22 protein-coding genes are annotated in these 25,210 nt (G+C 47.9%); all 22 read right to left on the minus strand.

Features of this window, described 5'->3' with window-relative positions:
- Positions 1-4 precede the first annotated feature (4 nt).
- Positions 5-1,405, minus strand: a complete 1,401-nt coding sequence (gene pelG, locus EL268_RS27305; RefSeq protein WP_106652439.1) for an exopolysaccharide Pel transporter PelG — start codon at positions 1,403-1,405, stop codon at positions 5-7.
- A gap of 5 nt (positions 1,406-1,410) precedes the next feature.
- Positions 1,411-2,817 carry a GT4 family glycosyltransferase PelF gene (gene pelF / locus EL268_RS27310; RefSeq protein ID WP_106652438.1) on the minus strand — a complete coding sequence of 469 codons (1,407 nt, stop codon included), beginning with the start codon at positions 2,815-2,817 and terminating at the stop codon, positions 1,411-1,413.
- 3 nt (positions 2,818-2,820) lie between these two features.
- Positions 2,821-4,668 carry a DUF2194 domain-containing protein gene (locus EL268_RS27315; protein WP_232030114.1) on the minus strand — a complete coding sequence of 616 codons (1,848 nt, stop codon included), beginning with the start codon at positions 4,666-4,668 and terminating at the stop codon, positions 2,821-2,823.
- A gap of 56 nt (positions 4,669-4,724) precedes the next feature.
- Complete coding sequence (locus tag EL268_RS27320) at positions 4,725-5,699, minus strand: hypothetical protein (RefSeq protein ID WP_106652437.1); 975 nt, start codon at positions 5,697-5,699, stop codon at positions 4,725-4,727.
- The gene (locus EL268_RS27325; RefSeq protein ID WP_106652436.1) at positions 5,692-7,896 is read right to left on the minus strand and encodes an NAD-dependent epimerase/dehydratase family protein; all 2,205 of its coding nucleotides are present in this window, start codon (positions 7,894-7,896) and stop codon (positions 5,692-5,694) included. Before EL268_RS27325 ends, EL268_RS27320 begins: the two co-directional genes overlap by 8 nt.
- A gap of 25 nt (positions 7,897-7,921) precedes the next feature.
- A complete protein-coding gene (locus EL268_RS27330; RefSeq protein ID WP_106652435.1) occupies positions 7,922-8,287 on the minus strand; it encodes a response regulator in 366 nt (121 codons plus the stop codon).
- A 360-nt stretch (positions 8,288-8,647) separates the two neighbouring features.
- Complete coding sequence (gene ggt, locus EL268_RS27335) at positions 8,648-10,258, minus strand: gamma-glutamyltransferase (RefSeq protein WP_106652434.1); 1,611 nt, start codon at positions 10,256-10,258, stop codon at positions 8,648-8,650.
- Between the two features lie 313 nt (positions 10,259-10,571).
- Positions 10,572-11,102: a chromate transporter gene (locus tag EL268_RS27345; protein ID WP_106652432.1), complete on the minus strand. Its 531-nt coding sequence runs from the start codon at positions 11,100-11,102 to the stop codon at positions 10,572-10,574.
- Positions 11,099-11,680: a chromate transporter gene (locus tag EL268_RS27350; protein WP_106652431.1), complete on the minus strand. Its 582-nt coding sequence runs from the start codon at positions 11,678-11,680 to the stop codon at positions 11,099-11,101. Before EL268_RS27350 ends, EL268_RS27345 begins: the two co-directional genes overlap by 4 nt.
- 24 nt (positions 11,681-11,704) lie before the next feature.
- Positions 11,705-12,691, minus strand: a complete 987-nt coding sequence (locus EL268_RS27355; protein WP_106652430.1) for an ABC transporter ATP-binding protein — start codon at positions 12,689-12,691, stop codon at positions 11,705-11,707.
- On the minus strand, positions 12,688-13,662 hold the full coding sequence (locus tag EL268_RS27360) for an ABC transporter ATP-binding protein (protein WP_106652429.1): 975 nt from the start codon (positions 13,660-13,662) through the stop codon (positions 12,688-12,690). The genes EL268_RS27355 and EL268_RS27360 overlap by 4 nt, the downstream gene beginning before the upstream one ends.
- Before the next feature lie 35 nt (positions 13,663-13,697).
- Positions 13,698-14,528: an ABC transporter permease gene (locus tag EL268_RS27365; RefSeq protein ID WP_106652428.1), complete on the minus strand. Its 831-nt coding sequence runs from the start codon at positions 14,526-14,528 to the stop codon at positions 13,698-13,700.
- On the minus strand, positions 14,528-15,484 hold the full coding sequence (locus EL268_RS27370; protein ID WP_017249656.1) for an ABC transporter permease: 957 nt from the start codon (positions 15,482-15,484) through the stop codon (positions 14,528-14,530). The genes EL268_RS27365 and EL268_RS27370 overlap by 1 nt, the downstream gene beginning before the upstream one ends.
- A 41-nt stretch (positions 15,485-15,525) precedes the next feature.
- Positions 15,526-17,088 carry an ABC transporter substrate-binding protein gene (locus EL268_RS27375; RefSeq protein WP_106652557.1) on the minus strand — a complete coding sequence of 521 codons (1,563 nt, stop codon included), beginning with the start codon at positions 17,086-17,088 and terminating at the stop codon, positions 15,526-15,528.
- Positions 17,089-17,203: 115 nt separating this feature from the next.
- Entirely contained in the window at positions 17,204-17,680 is a 477-nt protein-coding gene (locus tag EL268_RS27380; RefSeq protein WP_106652427.1) for an Lrp/AsnC family transcriptional regulator, read from the minus strand.
- A 243-nt stretch (positions 17,681-17,923) separates the two neighbouring features.
- Positions 17,924-18,394, minus strand: a complete 471-nt coding sequence (locus tag EL268_RS27385; RefSeq protein WP_106652426.1) for a nucleoside deaminase — start codon at positions 18,392-18,394, stop codon at positions 17,924-17,926.
- A gap of 70 nt (positions 18,395-18,464) precedes the next feature.
- Entirely contained in the window at positions 18,465-20,351 is a 1,887-nt protein-coding gene (locus tag EL268_RS27390; protein WP_106652425.1) for an ABC transporter permease, read from the minus strand.
- Positions 20,326-21,096 carry an ABC transporter ATP-binding protein gene (locus EL268_RS27395; RefSeq protein WP_106652424.1) on the minus strand — a complete coding sequence of 257 codons (771 nt, stop codon included), beginning with the start codon at positions 21,094-21,096 and terminating at the stop codon, positions 20,326-20,328. Before EL268_RS27395 ends, EL268_RS27390 begins: the two co-directional genes overlap by 26 nt.
- A 249-nt stretch (positions 21,097-21,345) precedes the next feature.
- Positions 21,346-22,362, minus strand: coding sequence for a sensor histidine kinase (locus EL268_RS27400; protein WP_106652423.1), 1,017 nt, complete (start codon positions 22,360-22,362; stop codon positions 21,346-21,348).
- Complete coding sequence (locus EL268_RS27405; RefSeq protein ID WP_106652422.1) at positions 22,359-23,057, minus strand: response regulator transcription factor; 699 nt, start codon at positions 23,055-23,057, stop codon at positions 22,359-22,361. The genes EL268_RS27400 and EL268_RS27405 overlap by 4 nt, the downstream gene beginning before the upstream one ends.
- A gap of 675 nt (positions 23,058-23,732) precedes the next feature.
- The gene (locus tag EL268_RS27415) at positions 23,733-24,248 is read right to left on the minus strand and encodes a sigma-70 family RNA polymerase sigma factor (protein WP_106652421.1); all 516 of its coding nucleotides are present in this window, start codon (positions 24,246-24,248) and stop codon (positions 23,733-23,735) included.
- Positions 24,249-24,543: 295 nt separating this feature from the next.
- On the minus strand, positions 24,544-25,116 hold the full coding sequence (locus EL268_RS27420) for a GNAT family N-acetyltransferase (protein WP_106652420.1): 573 nt from the start codon (positions 25,114-25,116) through the stop codon (positions 24,544-24,546).
- Between the last annotated feature and the right edge of the window lie 94 nt (positions 25,117-25,210).

Consider the following 25,210-nt stretch of genomic DNA (forward strand, 5'->3'; position numbering starts at 1 on the left):
CCACCTATTCCATTCGCTTTCCTTTGACAAAGAGTGGCTGTAGACAGTAGGTGTAATAATCGATATTTTTCAAGTAATAAATTAGCCTGCTGAGACCGGCTACCAGTGCAAGAAACGAAGCAATAAAAAATGAAAAGCCGTAGTTCTGAAGAGGCAGCATCGCTATGGTGATGAGAACCGTACTGACGAGAAATAAGGTTGTCACCGCAAGCGCTCCCTTCCGATCGTCAAAATAGAGCAGCATCAGCACGATTACAAACATAACAGCGTACAAGTATCCCGCGATGACCAGAATGTTATACCGCTCAATCTGATCGGACGTAAAACCGATGTGCGGGAGCAGCGTAATTCCCAGAGCCAGTGCGACGAAGGAAAAGAACAGCTGCACTTCCATCATGAAGCTGAGCTCCTGCATCAATGTTTGGACCATGTCTGTTTTTGCCCGCTTGATATCCTGGACCGAGCCTGTGCCCAATATTGTTCCGTAATACGCTCGATACTTCTCGTAAAAAGCTGTCTCCACAGATACAACAAACATGACCATCGTAGGCAATATGCTCAAGGAGGCGTAGAACGCAGGCACGTCATAAAAAGGCGCAATCACGTAAGTATCCGCAACGACCTCCTGCAGCGGACTTCCCAGCCAGTAAATAAAATGGTGCACATAGAAGCCGAGAGAGCAAAAAAGACCCACACCTAGCAGACTTGGGTATTTTTTCACGTACTTTAGGAAATCAAAGTAGTTCCTCTCCCGTTTGGGGAAATAGCTCTCCAGATGAATCATGGACAGAACGATCATCGTAAAGAAGCCAAGATCCAAAGAAATCAGCATCGCGATTCCTATTTCCGCTTCAGTCAGATTCAACAGCAGAAACGCAGCCAGAAGCGTAACGGCAACAGCCGCCAAATACCCGCGAATGATGCGCATGTAATCCTTTAATGCAGACAAGTAAGCAGATTGCAGCCATACGACGATCAGTTCCACAAAAAGAAGGTAGGCTACGAGCTTAAAGCCAGACGACAAAGGAGCGAGCCAGTAAAAAGCAACGCCGAGAATTCCCCCCAAGCCCAGGCAAACAGCGATAACTCCATACAAGGAAGAAATAATGTCGTTGTACTCACGCAAGTAAATTTTGTCCGCAATATACCGAGAAATGACCATGGAAAAGCCGCAGGTAATCAACAGCGAAAACACAAATGCATAAACGACTGCAGCTAGAAATGACATTCGCTCCAAATAGCTGACATTCAATTGAAGAAGGATTTGCTGTAGCACCGTAATCATTACCATACAAATCAGCATCGGTCCGACTGTGACCAACGAAGAAAATGCATACGCCTTCACACTGGACAAATACCCTTTATTCCGAAACATTTTCTTCAGTTCAAAGCCAATGCCCGCCATGTTTCTTACACCCCGTATTTCCGATACATATTGCGATATCCCGCCAAGAAGTTTTCATGTGTGTAAATAGCCGACACTCTCTGGAAACCGCTTCTGCCCATACGCCGTCTCAATGGCTCGTTTTGACACAACGTAATCATCGCTTGGGCAATTTGGGTAAAATGCATGACGGGTACCGTTATCCCTGCGTTGCCATAGTTGTCACCATTGCCGTACAATAATTCCCGACAGCTTCCCACGTCCGTTGTGACAAAGGGCTTTCTGCATGCCATTCCTTCCAAAATGACGAGTGGTTGGCCTTCACTGATGCTGGTCAAAACAAGCATGTCCATTTTTCCGAGATACTCTTTCACATTGACCGCACCCGTAAACGTAACATCCTCAAGCTGTAGGCTGTCGACCAATTGCAGGCATTCTGTGTAGTACTCCTCGTCTTCATCCGTCGGGCCCATAATGACAAAGCGTGCGTGTGGCACTTGTTCTTTGACGAGTCCGAAGCTTTGCAGCATTGTTTTAATATCCTTGATGGGTACCACGCGGACGACAGCGCCAATTGTTATTGCGTCGTTATTTTGTTCCTCCACGATGTCTGCATAGTCGCTCACTTTCACACCGTTTGGGATCACGGATACTTTGGAAGGATCACAGCCTAGCTCGATCTGGATTTCCTTGTTTCGCTCAAACAACGTGACTACCTCATCCGCGTAGGAGTAGGCACACGCAGAAAGATTATGAAAATAATCGATCCAAATATCTTTAAAGTGACCCTTGATCCAGTTTGCCTTGATAATTTCTTCTTCCCGCTCGCGGGTATAGATTCCATGTTCCGTCAGCAAAAACGGCTTTGCATGCAGATACTTTCCGAGACTCCCTGCTACACCGCCATATCCCGTACAAACACTGTGATACAAATCTGCTTGCGGCATGCCGTTCTGAATGACCAGACATAACGGCAGCACCATGGAGCGAATCATCCAGATCATTTCGGTAAAAGGAATTTGCGGGTATTTTTGCTCGCAAAGCCGCTGGATTACCTCGAAAAAGTCCTTGCTTGTAAGCAACTCGGCAACAGATGGCACCTTACTCCCCGACAACACGGAAAAAAGAGCAGGCCAGTCGCCCTTGGTGCCATCGAGCAACGAAAGCAACGCACGCTGCTCATCCTCAGTCAGACCCAGACGCTTGCCCGGTGCGGCCTCTTCTTTGAGATAGGCATCCAGAAATACCTCTTTGATTTCCACCACATTCGCGGGGAGCTGGTAGACATATTTCCCCCTGTTTTTCTCTTCTGCACCAATCGCATAAATGATAAACTCATGCTCTGGCATGCTAGCGATTAAGGAATGAATCCAGCTAGAGACCCCCCCCGTAATATAAGGGTAAGATCCTTCGGCAATCAGACAAATTTTCATGGCTTACTCTTCCAGTCCTATTTCAAATTTCGCACCCGTTGCATGTACGAGATAGGTGCCTTCCTCTATTTTTTCTACCGTGCAATTTACCAAGTTCGTCATTTTTTTGTTTGTCCGCAAGATGAAATACATTTCGCCGGAGAAATCGTTCATGTAGCCTGTCATTTTTTTATCCGTATGCGCGATATACACATCCGTCTTCAAATAGCTCTCAAGGCTTGTTGCAGCTTCGGAAGCAGTCTGGCTGCGCAGCCATGGATACTGCTGGTAAAGCTCTTCCAGCATGAGCTGAAAGTCTTTTACCAATTCCGGCCACGACTTGTTATTGCTTCGCTCCTTGTCCAACACATCGTCTGGATGAACAAAATGAGAAAAAACACCGATGGATGTGATCGCATTCGCTACGTACCAATCATGAATGTCTGTACGACTGTATCCTGAGGTAATTCGCGGCAGCTCTACCATGCCATCTTCGGCCACGGAAAACTCCTGAATGTATTCGTGCGTGCTGTCTGATTCTGCATACAAGGAGGCAATGACTCTCAGATCAGGGAAGGACTTTTTCAGCGCTCGACGTCCCTCCTGTCCCAACACGTTGGAAGGCGGAACATACACCTGTATGTCATATGAAGAGAAGACCTTCTTGATATAATCGTCCAGGTATGCAAGTGACTCAGCCATGCTTGCTTCATCAGGCCAAGCCTTATACTCGTAATGGCTTGCCGTCGCTTGATCGGTAACCAGCGATTGATGATTGTATCCGTGGATGCCCAATTCGCCACCCAACTTCAACAAATCCCTACCGTACGTAATCAGATTGTTCGAATCCGTTCCTTCCTCATCTGTGAAGGGGGAGACAACTCGGTTATTGTAGGTTTTGATAATAGCTCCCGTGTAGGTCACATCGTAATCGGCAGCAAGCTTGATCATGTCGGGCCACCACACATCCCGGAAGAAGCTGGGAATATCTTTGCGGTACTCGCGGTAAATACTCGGCTCGATTCCCTGGCGAAAGGGAGCGGGAAAATCGTCAATATACGTGATTTTCATATTGAAAATGGGGTACATGAAATCTTGATTCAGCAAACTGATGCCACCAGCAATCAGTCCTCTGTTCATTGCAGATTGCATATTCGTCCCGTTATAGACCATGAACTTTCCCTGTCCATACCGGGTCTCCCATAGCAGTGGCATATTCTCGGCGGAAACAGCGTGAACCTTCGCATCCCTATCCAGCTCTACGGGAATCGAGGAATTAACAATGGACTCTGCCCCGATTTTTGCATCTTCTCCTTGGATTAAGAGATTGGATGTCATCTGAATGCCGTTTGTCACGATAGGGAGATTGATGGAATTGATCCCTAGTTTTCGGTATATGCGATACAAGCTGTCATTGTATTCAGGCGTACGTGAAAAGAACACATTTCCCCCATTGTGCACATATTGCATCATCGTATCCAGATTGGCTAGCATTTCCAGATTTTCTATGGTGACAATGACCGTCATGTATTGGGGATCGGGCTTGGAGAACTGCTTAACGTCTGCGAGATCATACTCCTTTTTCATATACCGCAGTACTTGCTCCACATTCCTCGCGATTGCCATGCTGCCCTCATCCTTGGAATCATGTAGAATGAGGAATCTCTCCCTTGCGAGCTTGGCGATTTCCTCCTGGCTGATCGCGTTTTGCTTCGGCTCGTCAGTATGCATTCCCGAGCCGCCCGATTTATTACTGCTCACCTGAAGGATGAACTGGGATCGGGTAGCTTCTATGGTGATCCCCAGAATCGCCACAAAGATCAGAATGATGTAGATGTTTTTTTTCACGGGAATATCGTTGGACTTAGACATGCTCCATTCTCTGTCCTTTTCCTTGTCTCTTTTCCTTCTCCTGTTCCTTTTCATTCTCATTTTGTATCGCTCATCTCTTTCGAAATCGTCTCTGTTTCCTGTGCAACAGCGACTTCCTTCCAAGTGCTGTCTTGCTCATCATCTTCCAGGGAGTTCCAGTAGCGGATCATCATCAGCGTAGCGTGGGAGATTTTGACTGAAGAGCTTTTTAACCGATTCATTTCTGCCACAAATCCTGCGTGGTCTCTGAGCGTAAAGAAGCGCTTTAACGACATGACGTATGGCTGTTCGCTTTCTGGATGATGCTCATAAAACAATTGGCAGTACTGTGCGGCTTTTTCATAGGACTGGTTCACCAGCTCGCAATTGATCTTGTCCACAAAATAGCTTTCTTCTTCTTGATAAATGTCCAATAATGACTCCAGAACAAAAGAATACGTGTAGCTGAATTTCACAAAGGTGCGTTGATCAATGAGTGAACTGTCCAGGTACTTCTTCAATACGTCTGCGTAGGCGCGTAAAACCTCAAGATCCTGCTTGTTTTCCTCGTATTTCACCGATAAATCCTGCAACTGAAGCTGAAGGTTGCGTCGCATTTCCGTTAATGCGGCTGCCGCGTAGTGAACCGTTTCCGAATCCTCGTTTTGCAAGGCTGTCTCCAAAGTGCCAATCTGCCAAATGGTCTGTTCTTTCAAGACATCGATTAGCATCTTTCGGCGCGTGCTAGTGTCGTTCAAAAACAGAATGTCCTCAACCGGAACGACGTTCATTTCCTTCTCCATGTCCGCTCTTCGGAAAATATTCGATCCCTCTGCCAGTTTCAGCAAATCGCTCTCAAGCATCAGTTCATTCACATGCTTTTTCGATGTTCGTTTATATACATCTGTCATCACCAATAACAAAAGACCCAAAATAGGAAGGAAGCCGGTTACAAGCAGGCGCATGATAAGCACTTGCTTGTTGTTGCCACGGCTTCGCAACAAACTGTAGCCAACAGAAACCACTAGATAGAGGATGACCAGCTTAAGCATAGGCGCCATCCTTCAGTGAGAAGCGCTCCTGGTCCTTTTCATGCGTAATTCTGGCTGAAATACCAAGTCTACCTAGCCGATCAATGACGATATTGGCTTCATCCTCGTTTGAATTGGAGAGGATGATATACACCTCTCCAGCTTCGTCCATCCCCATATAATCTGCTTCACGCAGGGAGCCCGCGACAAGAGTGGAGAGCGTATGATAATCCATTTGCGCAGAATCTACTGCCAACAGGGTAAAGTCACTATTCAACTGTTGCTTGGCGTCCCTTTTGTTCTTCAACATTGCTGAAAAAAAAGCGGGAATAAGGATAGAGGTATCTTCTAGGTAACGGTCCTTTTGTGTGGAGTTTAAGTATCGAAGAGAACGGGACAAAGCGGATGAGATCAATTGAACGGCGACTTGGAAAAGGTTTTGGGTGTACATCGTAAAATTTTCAAAACCGAGCTGCTGCAATGTAACCACCGCAAGCATTTTGCCCTTGTCAAAAATAGGCGCTGCTATAAGGGGCATGTCGTGACGAAGCTCTTTATTCACGATGATCTTCTTCGTTGTCATTAATTCAGTGAGGTAAGCATGCTCACTCATTTTCAACGAGCGTGGCAGATCAAAGCCCGCTTTATTCGATTTGGCCATCAATCGCAAGAAGGAGCCATTTTGATTCATCGTATAAATCGCGATCTCATCGGACTTCATGATTCTTTCGAGCACCTTGACCGATTTCTGCAAAACGCGTTCAGGCTCGAGACTGTCCAACTCCTTGGTGATGTTGTAGATTTTTCCGAAGCTGTCTTCCGAATTCACGATCTGCTGCTGCAATTCTTGCTTGACCAACAGTACATCATTGTAAATGTCCTTTAAAAAGTCATACTTTTCTTCAAGGGCTTGCCTTTGCAGCTCCTTCGAGAGTACGTCCCTGTTTCGTTTGTCGATGGAATAACCGACAGCGATCCCGATAATAAAATAGACAGCGATATGAAACAGAACATTGGCGTCATATAAGAGCGATACGACATCGCGCCCGTTATGCAGGCTTTCTCCGATGAAAAGTCCACAGGCCAGGATGACAGACAAGAGGGATTGCTTTGTTCCGTAAATAGCGCCAATCAACACAATGTAAATCAGCTTGAGATCAAAGATACCGCTGTTAACCGTTCCAACTGTGGCGAAAATCACCACAAGAAAAGCAAGAATGTTCTCGATGTACGGCCTTGCATCCCATGAACGGAGCCAATTGATCGTTTTCTTCGCTTCGCTCTCCTGCTCTTGTTCTTTCTCTGCGTTGGTCGCTTGATACCACTGCGCCGTTTTTTCCAGCCCCTCCGCCAATGAATACATCGGGATCCAATCTAGCCTTCTCTTTGCCCGCGCATTGTCCAAAGCCGACTTATCTACGTCTCCTGGGCGTTTTTCCCTTCGCACTATTCCCGGGAGCTGCTGGTTCGCCCCGAGAATGTCAATGAGCTCATTAATACTGCTTTCCTGATTGGTAGACAAATTCATCACACCGGTATCATCCGTGGTAACGGAACGGAAAATGGCGTCAGCTACATCCTCTACATAAATAAAATCTCTCGTTTGGCTGCCATCCCCGTGTAAAACAATTTCTTTTCCATGGTTGATCTGGGTTAAAAAAGTAGAGATGACGCCGCCTTCCCCTACTGCACTTTGTCTGGGACCATACACATTCGCCAAGCGAAAGGCAACCGTTCGCAAGCCGTACATTTCCATCCATTTGCGGCAATACAGTTCGCCGATGTGCTTGTTTATTCCATAAACAGATACCGGTTCACACGCTGAATCTTCGAGTAACGGAGTATTTTCATTCATGCCGTAGACGGCAGCGGATGACGCAAAAATAAATTTGGACACGCCATATTTGCTAGATAGCTTCAACATATTCACGAGTCCAAGAATGTTCGTATTCGAATCCAGCAGGGGGTCTTCCATAGATGCAGCCACACTCACTTGGGCTGCTAAATGTACGACAACATCGAACTTGTTGCTTTTAAATACTTCATCACATTTTTTATCCGCTACATCCAGGGTGTATGCCTTGTGCGGAATTGAAACGTTTCGCTGCTTGCCTGAACTGAGATTGTCGAGGATAAATACTTTGTAGCCCTCTTTGAAAAATCTCTCTGCTACAAAAGAACCGATAAACCCATAGCCACCCGTGACCAAAACCTTCATACTAACACCCCAGTTTTCCGTTTCCTTACTCTGTACCCAACACATGTCGGACTGCCCATTCAATTCGCTCGAACTGTAGTGGCTTGGCAATAAAGTCACGCGCTCCTGCCTGAATCGCTTTCATGACGGTATCGCGGCGTGAAACTGCTGAACAAATAATGATCTTGGCATCCTTGTCCAAATCCATGATTTTACGGGAGGCAGTCAATCCGTTCATTCCTGGCATGGTGATATCCATCATGACGAGGGATGGTTTATACAAACTGTAATTTCTGACAGCCTCTTCTCCTGAACCAGCCTCGGCAACTACATGAATGCCTAACGACTCAAAAATATTGCGAAGCACGAGTCTAGTAAACGCTGTATCATCAACGATCATAATGCTTTTCATTTCGAAAACGATATCTCCTGTCTATGATAGGCGGCTTACGACCTATTGTTATATAGTAAAATATCCCTAATATCCATATAAATCAAGAATTCTTTTTCACCAGTCATCTACTTTCCATAAGTACAAAGACCCCCTTTTTTTATTCTACTAAGTCAATCTCAACAATTTCTGAACAATAGACCCAAAACTTAAGAATCTCCATTCCTTGTTAAACTAAAAAAGAACAGAGGACCCTTACCTGTTCGGTAGTTGCTCGCTGTTCTTCTTTGCTGTTTCTCCGCTCGGGGCTCTTCTCGTTCCAACGCAAAAAGCCGAAGCATTGCTTCGGCTCCTTTGATCCTCTTCCATTCTCCTCTTTCATTACCAAGCTGCAATGCTGCTGTCTGCGCGCATATCCGTACCACCGCTCAGCACACCATTTTCATCCCGCCAAATGATTTGACCACGCCCGAAGTAATTGCCGAGCTGCGCCCACTTGATCGTATGGCCCCTGCGCTCCAAAGCTTGTGCCAAATGCTCCGGGAAATGACGCTCCAGCTCCACCGTTTTTCCTTCCATCCACTGCCAGCGCGGCGCATCGAGCGAAGCTTGCGGATTGAGGTGGAAGTCGATGGTATTCATGACCACCTGCACATGGCCTTGTGGCTGCATGAAGCCGCCCATTACGCCGAATGGTCCCACAGCTTTTCCATCCTTCGTCAGGAAGCCCGGGATAATGGTGTGAAACGTTCTTTTGCCTGGCTCCAAGCAATTGTCATGAGCAGGGTCCAGAGAGAAGTTATGACCGCGGTTTTGCATAGCGATCCCCGTCCCCGGCACAACGACCCCGGAACCAAAGCCCATGTAATTGCTTTGGATAAAGGAAACCATGTTGCCCTCACCGTCAGCAGTCGCCAAATAGACTGTGCCGCTCGTTTTCGGCTGACCTGGCTCTGGCGTCAAGGCGTCATGACCAATCAGTGCACGGCGAGTAGCAGCGTATTCCTCTGACAGCAATGCTTCCTTGGAAACTTTCATTTTGCTCTCTTCTGTGATGTATTTCAATCCATCGACAAAAGCCAGCTTCATCGCTTCGATTTGCTTGTGATACGTTTCCGTCGTGTCTTTTGCGTCAAAATCAAAGCCCTTCAAAATGTTCAACGCCATCAAACCGATCATCCCTTGCCCATTTGGCGGGATCTCCCACACATCATAGCCGCGGTAGTTGACACTGACCGGCTTCACCCATTCCGGCTCATAGGCAGCCAAGTCTTCTTTGCGCAAATAGCCGTCGCACTCACGGGAGAACGCGTCGATCTTGTCTGCCAGCTCTCCGCGATAGAAGCTCTCTGCATTTGTTTCCGCGATTTGACGCAGCGTCTCAGCATGACCCGGCGACTTCCAGATGTCGCCCGCTTTTGGCACCTTGCCATCTGGCGTAAAGGTGGAGAACCAATGCGCGAACTCTTCCCCTTTGCATTGCTGGGAAAACTTTTTGTACGCAGCATTCCAATAATGCGCCAATGTTGGCGATACCGGATAGCCATTTTCCGCATAATCAATCGCTGGCTGCAAAACCTCTGTCAACGGAAGACGTCCGAAACGCTTGGACAAGGCTGCCCAGGCAGCAGGAGCGCCTGGTACCGTGACAGGCGTCCAGCCGTAGGTAGGCATTTCTTCCAGACCTTTTGCTTTTAATGCCTCAATGGAGATTCCTTGTGGAGCAGGCCCACTTGCATTCAATCCATGCAGCTCGTCTTTGATCCATACGAGGGCAAATGCGTCTCCCCCAATGCCGTTCGAGGTCGGTTCTACTACAGTCAGGCACGCAGCCGTTGCAATCGCCGCATCTACCGCATTTCCGCCCTTTTTCAATATATCGAGACCAGCTTGTGCCGCCAGTGGCTGCGAGGTCGCCACCATGCCGTTCTTGGCAAAAGTCGTCACACGCTTCGATGCGTATGGGTATTCCATTGCGTCATAATTAACCATGATTTATGCCTCCTTAGTTACAATGTTCGCCAATAAGAAAGACCAATGAAGGTCCTTTTGGTTTGAGTCAACATAGTGGAGGAGAAGAAAAAGCACAGTTCTCTTCGACTCTGACACGCCGGCATGGGGGATTGACTGGCCGTCTCCACTTTAAAAAGGGGACCGTCGAGCCAAAGCCACCCTACGGGCGGAAGTTTCTCAAGGAAGAAGTGTTCGACAAGCGTGGTCCCCTTTTTGAAGTTCCGACTGGGTAGGCGTTGTCAAGGTCTACGAGCCCTGTGCTTTTTCTTCTTACCAGCTTACGTAAACTTTCCTAGCCGATGAAAACAAACCCGTAAGCCATTGCTCCCAAAATGACAAAAGCGGGATGGACCTTCCATGTTTCGAGCAAAAGGTAGGATGCCACTGTCAAAATTCCTGTTTGCATCCAGCCGATTCCCTCGACTGCGCCCATCAGGAATTGATATGTCATCGTTCCGAGCAAGACAGTTACGACTGGTCGTACCGATTGAGTCATCGCTTTTACCTGTGGAGCACTGCGGAATAAATTGATAAAACCCATCAGTAAGACCATCGCGATCGCTGTCGGAGCAACCGTTGCAAATAATGCGACTACTGCACCCGGTATACCCGCTACCTGATAGCCAATGTACCCAGCGAGCTTGGTCGCGATTGGGCTGGGCAGCGCATTTCCTACCGCCAGCACTTCTCCGAATTCCTGTACAGTCATCCACTGGTAATGGTCAACCACTTCATTTTGGATCAAAGGAATGCTCGGCGGTCCTCCCCCGTACCCCAAAATGTTGGAGATGAAAAAGGCCCAAAATAATTGCAGGTAGATCATGCTACTCCCTCCTTGCCGTCCTTGTCCTTGCGCTTGCGGACAGACCAGGTAGAGTAGGTAAATGAAACAGCCAGCGCAATCCCTACGACGATGCCCGGATGCCAATCTAGGAAGAGCAACGCTACGAGTGAGAGTGCGAGGGAAAGGCTCACACCAGCCTTGCTGGACGCTCCCTTCCAGCCCTTTGAAAGGAATTCCCATGTAAGGACGCCTGTCATGACTGCGATTACCGGACCGATTGCCTGGATCATGCCGTATACACCCGGCGCATCCTTCCATTGATAAATGACTTGTAGCAAACCGATCATCACAAGCACGATTGGCATCACTACTGCGATGTTTGCCACCAAGGCACCCTTCCAGCCTTTTACCCGATAGCCGATAAATGCCGCCAGCTTGGTCGCAATGGGCCCTGGAAGAGCGTTGCCGAGCGCCAGATTGTCGGAAAAGTCCTCATCTGTCACCCATTTGTACTTTTTCACGCATTCGGTGTAAAAGAGGGGAACCATCGTAGGTCCTCCCCCAAACCCGAAGATTCCGATGCGGAAAAAGGCGAGAAATAATTGCCAGTAAATCATAGCTGTACCTCCGTCCTTGCCTAACTAGCGGAAAAGTTCGCCCGATTTCACCAAATGACAGGACACCAGTTGACCGTCCCCGATGTCTGACAGACTGGGCACCTGCGTCTTGCAAGTCTCTGTCGCATATGGACAACGCGGATGAAAGGTGCAGCCGCTCGGTGGATTTGCTGGACTCGGCAAATCGCCTGTCAACAAGATCCGTTCGCGCTTTTGTCGTGGTTTCGCTACTGGAACAGCCGAGAGCAGCGCCTGTGTATACGGATGACTCGGGTTCTCAAACAACGTCCGCTTGTCAGCAATTTCTACGATCCGCCCCAAATACATCACCGCGATCCGGTCGCACAAGTGCTTCACAACCGACAAATCATGCGAAATGAACATCAGGGTCAGATTGAATTCTTTTTTCAAATCCTTCAACAAATTGAGTACCTGTGATTGAATCGATACGTCCAAAGCAGATACAGGCTCATCGGCAATGATTAGCTTTGGTTTTACGACCAGTGCGCGGGCAATTCCGATCCGCTGCCTCTGTCCGCCGGAAAAATCGTGTGGATGGCGGTTCAGATGTTCTTTCCGCAAGCCAACGACCTGAATAATCTCTTCGATGACTTTTTCCCGCTCTGCCTTTGTCCCGATGTTGTGCACCATCAGCGACTCCATCAAAATCTGCTTGATCGTCATCCGCGGATTCAGCGAAGCGTATGGGTCCTGAAAAATCATTTGCAGGTTTCGGCGCATGACGCGCATATCTTCTTTGGGAAGCTTCGCTAAATCTTTGCCATCAAACCAGACTTCTCCTGCTGTCGGCTCCAAGAGGCGCAGAATCGTTCGGCCCGTCGTAGACTTGCCGCAGCCCGATTCCCCTACAATGCCAAGCGTTTCACCGGGATAGACTGTCAGATCAATACCATCGACTGCTTTGACATGTCCCGTCGTCCGCTTCAAAAAGCCACCCTTGATGGGAAAATGCTGTTGCAGCCCTTTTACTTCTAAGAGAGGTGTCGTCATGCCTGTTCTCCCTCCTTCGCGTACAGCCAGCAGCGACATTTTTGATTGTCCAGTTGTAAGAGTTCAGGGGGCTTTTCGTGACAAATCGCAATTGCTTGCGAGCAACGCGGGGCAAAACGGCAGCCCACTGGCATTTGATACGGCAGGGGAACTGCTCCCGGAATGGTCTCCAGATATTCCCGCTCTTCGTCCAGCTCAGGAATCGAGTTCATCAGACCGATCGTATACGGATGCTTCGGACTGTCAAACAGCGTATCGACATCAGTCTCCTCTACGACTTGCCCGGCATACATGACGATAACGCGGTCACACATCTCGGCTACTACCCCCAAATCATGCGTAATCAGCATGATGGAAGTTCCGGTCTTTTCTTTTAAATCGCGCATCAAATCGAGAATTTGCGCCTGAATCGTCACATCCAGTGCCGTTGTCGGCTCGTCTGCAATAATCAGCTTCGGATCGCAGGACATGGCCATCGCGATCATGACACGCTGGCGCATCCCTCCTGACAGCTGATGCGGAAACTCTCCGTAAATCTCTTCTGCACGAGGCATTCCGACTGCTTTTAGCATCGCAATCGTCCGTTCTTTTGCCTCTGCCTTCGTTACCTTGCGATGCAGCATGACCGCTTCCTCAATCTGTTTGCCTACGGTATGAAGCGGATTGAGGGATGTCATTGGCTCTTGAAAAATCATCGCGATTTCATTACCGCGTACACCTTGCATTTCTTTTTCCGACAGCGCAAGCACGTTCTTCCCATTGAAGCGAATCGATCCTTCCGTGCTTCCGTTGGGCGGCAGCAAGCGCATGATCGACAGGCTGGTTACACTCTTCCCACAGCCCGATTCGCCCACGACGCCAAGCGTTTCACCAGCACGGATAAAGAAGTCGACGCCGTCCACGACACTGACGACACCGCTGTCCGTGTGAAAACGGGTTCTCAGCTGTTCCACTTCCAAGATGGTCGTCATCTGCTCCACTCCTTTTCTCCCGTGTAGGGCATTCATTATTTGCGTGCGCGTGGGTCAAGAACTTGCTGTAGACCATCTCCCAACAAGTTGAAGCCCAGCACGACTAAGAAGATGGCAATCCCCGGATAAAATGTCGCATAGGGCGCGACGGACATAAGCGTTTGTGCTTGGTTTAGCATGCTGCCCCATGATGGAGTCGGCGGCTGTACACCCAATCCCAGATAGGACAAGGATGCTTCTGCAATAATCCCGGATGCCATCGCCAACGTCGCTTGAATCACAATCGGGTTCATGGCGTTCGGCAAAATGTGGCGGAAAATAATGCGGGCATCCTTTACGCCAACCGAACGTGCTGCTTGAATATACTCCATATTTCGAAGCGAAAGAACTTGACCGCGTGTAATCCGTATAAAAGCAGGGGCAAAACCAATCCCAATCGCCAGCATGGCATTCCCGAAGCCTGAGCCGAGCACCGCCGAAATCGCCAGAGCCAGAATCAAAAACGGAAAGGCCTGCATCGCATCGACGCTCCGCATGACGATCCACTCATCCCAAAAGCCGCGGTAGTAACCGGACAAGAGTCCAATCGGCACCCCGATCAGCATCGCAATACCGACAGAGATCAGCGCTGCCTGAATGGAGATGCGCGCCCCGTAAACAACACGGGAGAAAATATCCCGACCGAGATCATCGGTCCCAAACAAATGCTCACCATCTGGCGGCATCAAAATTTTGTTATAGTCTTGTGCATTGGGGTCGAAGGGTGCGATCAGCGGCGCGAAAATCGCCACCAAGATCAATCCGAGGATAATCACCGCTCCGATGACGCCCAAACCATTCCGGAGAAATTTGCCCACGGTTTTCATCACTCACCTGCTCCTTTCCCAGCCTTGATGCGCGGATCAATGACAGCGTACAAAATGTCGACAATCAGGTTTACCAAGACAACGAGAACCGCAGAAACAAGAATGGCTCCTTGAACCGTTACGTAGTCACGTTTGAATACAGATTCCACAATCAGACGGCCAAAGCCAGGAATCGAAAAAATCGACTCGGTAATCACCAGACCACCCAACAAGCCTGCGATCATCAATCCCGAGGTCGTTACCACTGGAACCATCGCATTTCTCAGCGCGTGCCCCAGAATCGTGCGAGCCTCATTCAATCCCTTCGCTTTCGCTGTCCGAATAAAGTCCATGCTCACGACATCGAGTAAAGAAGAACGCAGCATTCGCATCAATACAGCAGACTCCCGCAAGCCAGTTGCCAAACAGGGCAGAATCATGGCCATCAGGTTTTGTGTAGGATTCTCGGAAAACGGTACATAACCGGATGAAGGCAGCCACTGGTTTTCCACGGCAAAGAAAATAATCATCATCATCGCCAGCCAGAAGCTGGGGATACTCATACCGCCTAGCGCAGTAAAGGTACTTGTATAGTCAATCCAGGTCCCGCGTCGCACGGCTGCGAGAATTCCCGCAGGAAACGCAATCAGAATCGCTACCAAGAACGTTCCGATTGTCAACTCCACGGTAGCTGGGAGTCTTTGCATAATTAAGTCTGCGACCGGTACCCGGTCCGTAATCGATATTCCCAAATCACCCGTTACCACTTTTCCTAGCCAGGAAAAATACTGCACCACGATCGGCTGATCCAATCCCAGCTCGGTTCGCAGTGCCGCATAGGCTTCCGGTGTCGCTTCCTCCCCTAAAATGACCCGGGCAGGATCGCCCGGGATCATATGAATCAAAGAGAATGTCATAATCGACACCAGCAGGAGAATCGGGATTGTCAGCAATAGACGCCTGACTATGAACATCATGACAATTCCTCCTTGCTCTTGCTGTTATAGTGTTGCGCTACCTATTGCTTGTCCAAATTGGCTGTACGGATCAAACCGTCTGGGACATAAGTAAAGCCGGTTACTTTCTTGTTCATGCCAAGCAGTACATATTGGTGGTACATGTAGGCATAGCCCGCTTCTTCTTGCAGCAATGTCGCAGCTTCGTCATACAGCGCCTTGCGTTTTGCTTCGTCCAACTCACCACGTGCTTTGATAACCAGTTCATCCAGCTTCGGAATGGAAATGCGGCCATCGTTGTTCGATGTATCTGTTACGACGAAGTCATGGAAGTTTTGATCAGGGTCCTGACGTCCGGACCAGCCCAATTGCATCGCTTCAAATTCGCCTTTATCGCCTGTTTCGATCAATTGTCCATATTCCAATTTTTCCAATGTCACGTTGATGTTGTGTTGTTTCAGCATGTTTTGCAGTACCGCACCCAGTTGCTCATTCTCTGGAGAAGTAGAGATGTACAGCTTGAAGTTAAATCCGTTTGGTTGACCGCCCTTCGCGAGCAAATCCTTGATTTCCGCAGCATCCGGCGGCTTCGGTGTGTTCAGTGCTTCATTGTAAGCCAGACTGCCTTTTGTAAATGCTGTGCGAGCCGGTGCCGCATAGCCGTTAAACAGTACTTTTACCAATGCTTCACGGTCAATGGCACGATCCACAGCCTGACGGAGGTACTTGTTGTCAAACGGCGGGCGGGAGTTGTTCAAATAAAGACCTTGGTAGCCCATGCCGGATTCCGCAACCAATTGCAAGTTCGCATCGCCCTTGATTGCAGGGATTTCTTTTACAGGGGTATCATCGATGATATCCAGCATGCCGGAGCGCAGGTTTTGCACCTTTGCGGTTCCGTTCGTGAATACTTTGTAGTTCACTTCATCGATCTTCACTTGACCATTCCAGTAGTTTTCATTTTTCGCAAGCGTCACATGGTCGCCTTTTACTTGTTCAACAAAAACATATGGGCCTGTACCAACCGGATGATTGAGGTATTGATCGCCATGTTCCTTCACTGCTTTTGGCGATACCATAATGCCCGAACGGTCAGTCAAGACGGACAGGAATGGAGCGAAAGGCTCTTTCATCTGGATTTTTACGGTATGCTTGTCCACAACGGCAACGGAATCTACGAATTTCAATTCGCCTTTCCGGCGGGACTTCTCATCGTTCATGTTGCGCTCGAAGTTGAACTTCACTGCCTCAGCGTCAAACTCGGTGCCATCGTGGAATTTCACGCCCTGCTTCAGCTTCAATGTATAGGTCTTGCCATCTGGCGTTACTTCATGCGATTCCGCCAGCATTGGCACTATTTTTCCTTCTGAGTCGATATCAAACAGCTTGTCATAGAGGCTCGCGTACACTTGACGGTCGTACAGCGAAGTCGAGGTGTTTGGGTCCATCGAAGGCGGGTCTGCCTTTAACCCAATATTCAATACTTTTTTTCCGGAGGCTGGCGCTGTTGTTGCAGCTTTGCCGTTTTCTGTAGTCGCACTGTTTCCTCCTCCACAGCCTGTTACCAATAAAACTGTCCCCAGAACAGCACTGAGCATTGCTTTGCTCATTTTGGTCGAAAACATAGGATGACCCCTTTTCTCTCGTTTTTTCTCCAGGTTCTTCTCAGCATCGTACGACATTCATAATCCCAGCGGATTTTCGCCCGATGGCATTCCCCCTTCCAAGGTCGCTCGTGCCCTAACGGATAAAGTTATACTTGGACTTCAGTATTTTCAATTCGTTAATCACATTCGTTTTGGAGATGCCAGGAATCTTGTGTAGCTTTTTGAGCAAAAATTGCGATAATTCTTCATTGCTTGTTACGAGCACCTGTGTGAATAGCTGATACTCCCCAGAAGTGAGTACGATGAGCCTGATCTCTACGATATCCGTTAACGCAGCAACCACATCGTCCAGCTTTTCCGCATCCACAGCTACTTGAATCATCGCCTGTACGTGAAACCCTGCCTTGACTGGATTGACAATACCGACGAGACTCAGGGCCCCTTCGTCCTGCAATTGCTGGACGCGCATTCGGATCGTCTTTTCCGTGACCCCGAGGTCCTTCGCAATTTGAGTAAACGGCAAGCGTGCATTTCCTTGCAAGGCTCGAATGATCCCATAGTCGATGTCATCTAAATCAGGATAAAGTGATCTTCGGAAAGTTTCCTCCATATAAACACGCCCTTATTCGTCTTTTTTAAACAGAATGCGACCTTATTACAGTTCAAATATTTAAAAATTAGTCGAATTCCATAATGATTGTTGTTACTATAATACGATCTTCGACATAGTGCAATACTTTATCTGAAAATTTCATTTTGAAAGCATTTTCATTTTATTTTTTCCTTTCTACCTATTCCTACTATAAATAAAACGAAGAAAAAGAGCCTGCTCCGCTAATGGAGAGGCTCGCTATTAATACTCGATACGGTCTGATGTTTGTGACCATGCTTCAAATGGACTCCGTCTATTCGCAAGATCTATTCTCCGGAAAGGAATGCTTCGCTCTTCATGAGGGAGAACAATCTGCTCATAAATAAACTGATCATCAAAACCGACATGCGCCGCATCTTCTTTCGTGCAAGCGTAATAGACATTGCGCGGTCTGGCCCAATAGATGGCTCCCAGACACATCGGACACGGCTCGCAGCTCGTATACAGGTCACAATCGTTTAACTGAAAGGATTCGAGATTGCGACATGCTTCCCGAATTGCTTGAATTTCGGCATGTGCCGTAGGGTCATTGCTCGTCGTCACTTCATTGCGTCCTCGCCCGATTACGTGCCCGTCCTTCACGACAATGGCTCCAAACGGTCCGCCCATTTTATCACGTACATTTTCAAACGCAATCTGTACGGCTTGCCCCATCCATGCCTCTCGTTCCATCCGCTTTCCCCCTCGCATTCTTCTCCTTTTATCCTATGTCCCAGCTCATCTGGACATGATGGAAAAGTCGCTAGCGGTTCATCGATTGCTTTAAATGGAACAAGTAACGGTTTCGAATGATCCAGAAATACACACCTTGAACAACGACGAAGCTGCATAGGACAATCGCGGTCGGCTTGACCACAGACGCGACAAGAATCAGCTTCAACAAGCTTTGCAGAGATACGAACGCTACCATGCTGTGAATAATGGCCACCACAATCGGCACGAAGAACAACAGGGCAACCTGAGTCGTAACGATCCGCGTCAACTCCGCATCCGTGAGACCAATCTTGGAAAGCGCTCCGTAATGCCGCTTGTCGTATTCCAGATCTGTGTACAGACGGAAATAGAGAAAGCTTGCTGCGGCTACAAAGAACAACACGCCCACAAACAATCCGATAAAGAGTCCCATGTTCGCCATTTGTTTCATGGAGTGGTAATAGGGCGCACGAGCTGAAAACGAGTAATTATCTTCAACATGACGAATATCTTCCTGAAGCTTGAGACTAAGATCCTGCGTTTCCTTCCATCTTGGCACCTCGTACACAAAGCGCTCTTCTTCCTTCATTTTCGGAAGCTGGTCATACACCTGATTCGGTACGACAACCAATCGCTCAAATTCAATCCCTCTGATCAATGGAGTCATATTCGTATCTGTTTTGACTGCGAGCTGTGCCTTCCCCACTTGCAGCGTTTTGCTCGCTACCGAATCACCAATCCAATTGAGCAGTACGAAGGCCTCTTTATTCGTCATTTCGAGTACAGTCGAATTGGACGCTACCGCCAGCCGGTTGTAGTCGGACAGCTTGACTACTCCGACCCTTTCCTCCTGAACCAGTTCCGGCAAAACTCGCATAGCCACTTGATATTTTTCGAAGGAAAAGCCACTTTGCTGCAAGCTCGTTTCGATTAACGACAGATGCTTCGCTCTCTCCGCGTCGCTTTGTTTGGACTGGTATTCAAACGCAAACGGATGTGTTTTCATCACCGTGATCTGAATCGATCCAGCCAACGCCGCCAGCGTTCCAATCGCACAAAAAGCAACGGTAGAGACGATGCTTACCAGAAAGAACATCCGCGCGTTATCCTTCATCCGATAAGCCAAATCAGAGAGCGTCAGGAGATTTGTACGTTTCCAATAGAAAGCTCTACGCTTTTTCAGAAAGTCGATAAAGATGACACTCAGCTGTGTAAACAAAAGGTATGTGCCTACAGTCGTCAGCGCAATGACCGGTAGCATCAGCACGAGCACATTCACGCCGTCAGCAGTGAGGGCTAAGGCATAGCTCATTCCCAACAAGGCTACTGCGACCAGAGACAGCACTAACGATGCCCTCGGCTCACGCTTAGGCCGACCACTTCCTTGCAACAGATCCAAGAGACTGCGGCTTCGCAGCACGAGGACGGTAAACAGCGAAATGGCTGCATACAAGATGAGAAACGCCACCACTGTCAAACCGATCGCTTTCCACGGGAAGTAAAACCCGAGCGCTTTTACATCCAGCAAAAATCCGGCGAACTGGAAAAACAGCTTGGCGAGAACCAGCCCGAGCCCAATCCCGATGGCAATCGAGACAATGCCAATCAGCATGTTTTCCATAAAAATCAGCATGTTCCGCTGTAACGGTGTCATGCCCTGGATAAAAAGGATGCCGAACTCCTTCTCCCTCTTTTTCAGGAAAGCACCGACACAATAAAAGAGAAAAAAGAAGGAGAACAGAAAAATGACGTACTCAGCCGCCATCATCCCAGTAGCTACGGATTCATGAATCTCCTGCCCGATAATTTCCGGATGAAAAATGAACATCGCATAGACGAAAAAAATGAGGACAGAAAAAACGCTACTCATGAAAAATGCAGCGTACATACGCTTATTTCGTACAACGTTATTACACGCGAATTGTCGAAAGGTCATAGGTGTTCCCTCCCAAAAACGACAACGAGTCAATAATTTTCTGGAAGAATACCTGTCGACTCTCACCACGATACATCTCGTTATGGAGCTGTCCGTCTTTAATAAAAATTACCCGATGACAATAGCTGGCCGCCAAAGCATCATGCGTCACCATCATCATGGTGGTATTGTCTCTCTTATTGATCGCTTCCAGTGTCTCCATCACATTGCGCGAAGACTTGGAATCGAGATTTCCTGTCGGCTCGTCAGCGAGCAAAAGCGAAGGAGAATGGATGATCGCTCTGGCAATGGCTGTCCGTTGGCGTTGCCCCCCAGATACTTCGAAGGTTCGCCTCTCCAAAATGTCCTGAATCCCTAGCTTCTCAGCAACATTTTGCAGCTTTTCTTCCATGACCGATACTTTCTCATTGTCCAAAGTAAGCGGCAACACGATATTTTCCCCAATCGTCAACGTGTCCAAGAGGTTAAAATCTTGAAATACAAAGCCGAGCTCACGACGACGAAACAGGGCGAGTTTATCTTTTTTTAAATGATGCGGATTCGTACCGTTCAAAAGAACCGCACCAGAAGTTGGTGTATCAATAGTGGAGATCATGTTTAATAGCGTAGTCTTGCCACTGCCTGAGGGACCCATAATACCGACGAATTCGCCTTTGCGAATCGAAAAATCGATATCAGTCAACGCGCGGTAAGTTACCTTGCCCCCGTATATTTTACTCAAGCTATTTACAGCAAGCATTTCCATGCGCCATTCCCCTTTCTTGCACTTCCAAATTCAAGTGCATGTTCAAAAAGTCGTCTTTTCAGCACCGAGAAAGAGGCGAGAACCTGCAAAAGGAGGAGCCGAGTGTAGGAACCTACATGAGCACCGGACTTTAAAGGTGAACGCCTCTTTCGATGTCCAATCAGCTTTCTTAATTACTTCGTGATCAAAAGACGACTTTTTGAACTACCTCTTCAACTATACGAAAGTGCGCATAGTGCAACTATCGAATTAACTTTCAGCTATCTTACTTTCTTGTAAGGTTGGTACGACGGCAGACAAGACGATACGTACGGTTGTCCCCTCGCCCACTTCTGATTCCATTTCCACCCCATGATGGAGCCGCCCGCAAATTTCCTGCACCAAGTACAGCCCCATCCCGGTGGACTCAGGGTATTTGCGCCCGTTTTCTCCCGTAAAATACGGCTTGAATACGCGGCGAATATCTTCGGCAGGGATCCCGATTCCATAATCCTGCACTTCCAGTATGGCATGCGCTCCACGTTCATACGCACGAATGGTGACCTTGTTGCTTTTCCCTGCTGAATAACGAACAGCATTCGTCAGCAATTGGTTGAGGACAAAAGCGAGCCACTTTTCGTCCGATTCCACTCGCCAATTTCCATCCACTTTTACCTCGGGATACACCTGGTTGCGAATAAACAGCCGCTTGTTTTCAGCCAACACATTCTGCACCAAGGAACGCAGAGTTACGGGCTCGATCAGGAAGTCCTGTTCAAATCGGTCGAGGCGAGCTATGTACAATACTGTTTCCAGTCCACGCTTGATCCGGTCCACTTCTTCACGGACGCTCTCAGCTGTTGGATCGTCTTCATTTTGCAGCAACAGATGAATAACCGAAATCGGCGTCTTCATCTGATGAACCCACTGCTGAATAAACGTCGTATGGTCCCGTTGCTTGTTTTCATAGGCATGAAGCTGTTCTTTGTAGAGCCGGTACTGCTCCTGACTGATGTCATCCATTGCGCGGCACAACGGTGCATTCCCGTATGTCTGGGTCAGCTCCTCCAATGACTCTACTGGCTTGCTCAGTCGCTGATAGATTGTCCGGTGAGACAAATAGCGGATGGCGAGAAAAGCCCCCGCGAAAAATACAGATAAAAACATGACATAGATCATCAATGATTCATTCCAGTACCCATCCATCGCAAAAATCATAATTAATAAGATCAATTGGACGAGGAAAAACGCTGCGAATGGCCATTGATCTCGAAGGAACAGCTTCATTGCCCTTCCTCCCAAGTCGCACGCAAGCGATAACCAGAACCGCGAACGGTTTCGACAGCTCCCTCTACGCCTAAGTCCTTCAGCTTGCCGCGTACGCGTGTGATGTAGACATTCAGTGTGTTTTCATCAACAAACTGCTCATCCCACAGCTTTTCTAACAAACGCTCACGGCTGACGACACGCGGATGTTGATTCATCAAGGCTTCGAGAAGTAACGCTTCCTTTTTGCTCAGCTCGATTTTGGTATCGTTCATGGACAGCTCCATTCGCTCTAAAAACAGCTTGAGCCCCGCCACTTCAACCGTACGCTCCCCTTCTTGCGGAGCATATTGTCCGTAAGCCCGCCGTAGCTGACTGCGGATTTTGGCCAAAACCACATCGTAGTCGAACGGCTTCGTGATATAGTCATCGGCCCCATTTTCCAAGGCCATCACCTGGTCCATTTTACTTTCTCGTGCAGAGATGAACAGGATCGGGCAATTGGACTCCTGGCGCATTTGTCGGCACCAATAAAATCCGTCAAATTTCGGTAGATTCACATCCAACAGAACCAGATCAGGGCGCGACTGGGTAAATACCTCCATGACTCTATCGAAATGTACAACATTGACTGTTTGAAATCCGTATTTTTCCAGCTGTTCTTGCAGCAGCTGGTTGATTTTCGGGTCGTCTTCTACAATCATAATTGTGGACATCACTCATACTCCTCTCGTCTTGAGTCTCCTCCATTTTATTCTTTACTATACCATTAGAAAACTAGACTACGCCAAGCCTTTGACGTTTCTCTTACTTAGATGTCTATTGAAAAAACGGCTTGTACGTTGCTGTTGTGGAGGGGAGGAAACAGGAGGAAACAGGAGAAAACGCTCAGCTTCTAGGGCCACCCCCTGGGGGACCCTCTGCACGACTCCATGCAAAAAGCGAAACCGCGTCCAAAGTTGTCCTTTCAGGATGTGTTTCAGAGGTGGACGCTTAAGAACGTGTTTCGCTTTTTGCATTACGTCTCGGTCGGTGTCCCTAAGATCTTCGCTTATTTCTCCTGTTTCCTCTACGAGCTTCTAGAGTTAAACGGATTTTAAAAGTATTAAATCCTTAAAAGATTGAAGAATCGCATCTGTCGCGACAGAGAAGAATATTTCCAGACGTAGCGACTTGTGGAGTCCTACCCAGCGGAGAAGGGATTCGCGGGCAACAGAAACGCAACGTGCTAGGGCTACGAAGCGGCTACCACTTTTGCGTTTCCCCGCGAATCCCTTCGGAGCGGACAGTCTCAGCCCTCAGCAGGACGGAGCCTGGAGCCTAGACTGGAAATATTCTTCTCTCCACTACAGCGACACAGTAAAAAAGGAAGGACTTTTGTCCCCCCCCCTTTATGCTTGAGCCTCCATCAATTGCTGTAGCTTCTTAATCCCACGGAAGTGCAGGATTTTCACCGAAGCCTCTGTCTTACCTAAGATTTCCGCGATCTCATTCATTCGCAAATCTCCGAGATAGCGCAGGGCGATTACATTGCGTTGATCCTTTGTCAGCGTGTGCACCTTATCCCACAAGCCTTCGGTTGTCTCCTGATTCAGAAGGCACTCCTCCGGCAGCTTATCTGTTGCGACCATATTGCTAAATGTGTCCTGATCTACCGGACTCTCCCGCTTCTTGCGCATGTAGTCAATCAAAGCATTATGCGCAATTCGGAAAATCCAGGCACCAAAAGGATGGCGGCCATCGTACTGTTCAAGCTTGGAGTATACCTTAATAAACACAGTCGTTGTCAGGTCTTCCACATCCCAGATGTTTTTTACCCGGTAGCGGAAATAGCGATATATTTTAGCGGAGTAATCTTCATAAATTTGTTGGTGACTTAATTTTGGATACATGATTGCTGTAGTCATAATCGATCTCCCGTTTCGTGAACCGTCTGATTGATTTCATTGTACGGTCGAAACGAAGCAGGAACCATCGAGTTATATTTCAGGAAGCTTACACTTTTGTAAGGTACTTATGGGCTCGTTGTAAGCTCGCACAAGTAGATACGGAAGAGGTTTCATTTCGGTTACAACTTTCGAAAGAAATTTTTAAGAATTTCTTAAGGAGTATTTTAAGTTGTCTTCAATACCGTTGTGGTGGGGGGAGAAGTCCTGCCTCAAGTAGACTGACCATTTACTTTCGCATCCGTTAGCTCAGTTATCAATGATATTCATATCCTTTTGCCATTGAAAAGATATGGGTATCAGTTAGTTCTCCTGAGTCATTTAGGTTAACATTGCGTAAAGTACCCTCCAACGTAAAACCTGCCTTCTTAGCTACAGCTATACTTGCGTTATTCCGTGTATCACAGCGAATCTCAAGACGGTTAGCTTCCAACTCAGAAATAGCAAAGGCAACGATACCTTTTACTGCCTCTGTCATTAGACCCTCACCAGTACGCGATGTGCGCAGCCAATATCCAATTTCAAATTTGCGTACATACCAATCAAAGCGATGGAGCCCACTACTGCCCACAAATTGCCCTGTATTCTTTTCAAATATATGTAGCACTAAATCTGTGCGCTCTAGAAAATTGAGCCTGGCCTTACGCACGTAGGCTTCTGAATCGTCAATAGATGGGAGGTTTTTTACAAACGGAAGCCAGGGGCGCATCTCATTTACACTCTCACGTATGGCTTCATTTACAAATTGACCATCACCCCATTGCGGTGCTCTAATCAATAATCGCTGAGTTTCAAAATGTTCCGGAAAAGAGAGAAGTAGTGGATTCATATTAGTCCTCCTTCTATAGGAATGAGTTTCCAATAATAGTAGCCGCTTGACCGCTCATTGACAATCTTGAACTCACTTTCAGGGTTCTTAAAAA

Origin of the sequence: Brevibacillus brevis (genome assembly GCF_900637055.1) — a bacterium.
Lineage (GTDB): Bacteria > Bacillota > Bacilli > Brevibacillales > Brevibacillaceae > Brevibacillus > Brevibacillus brevis.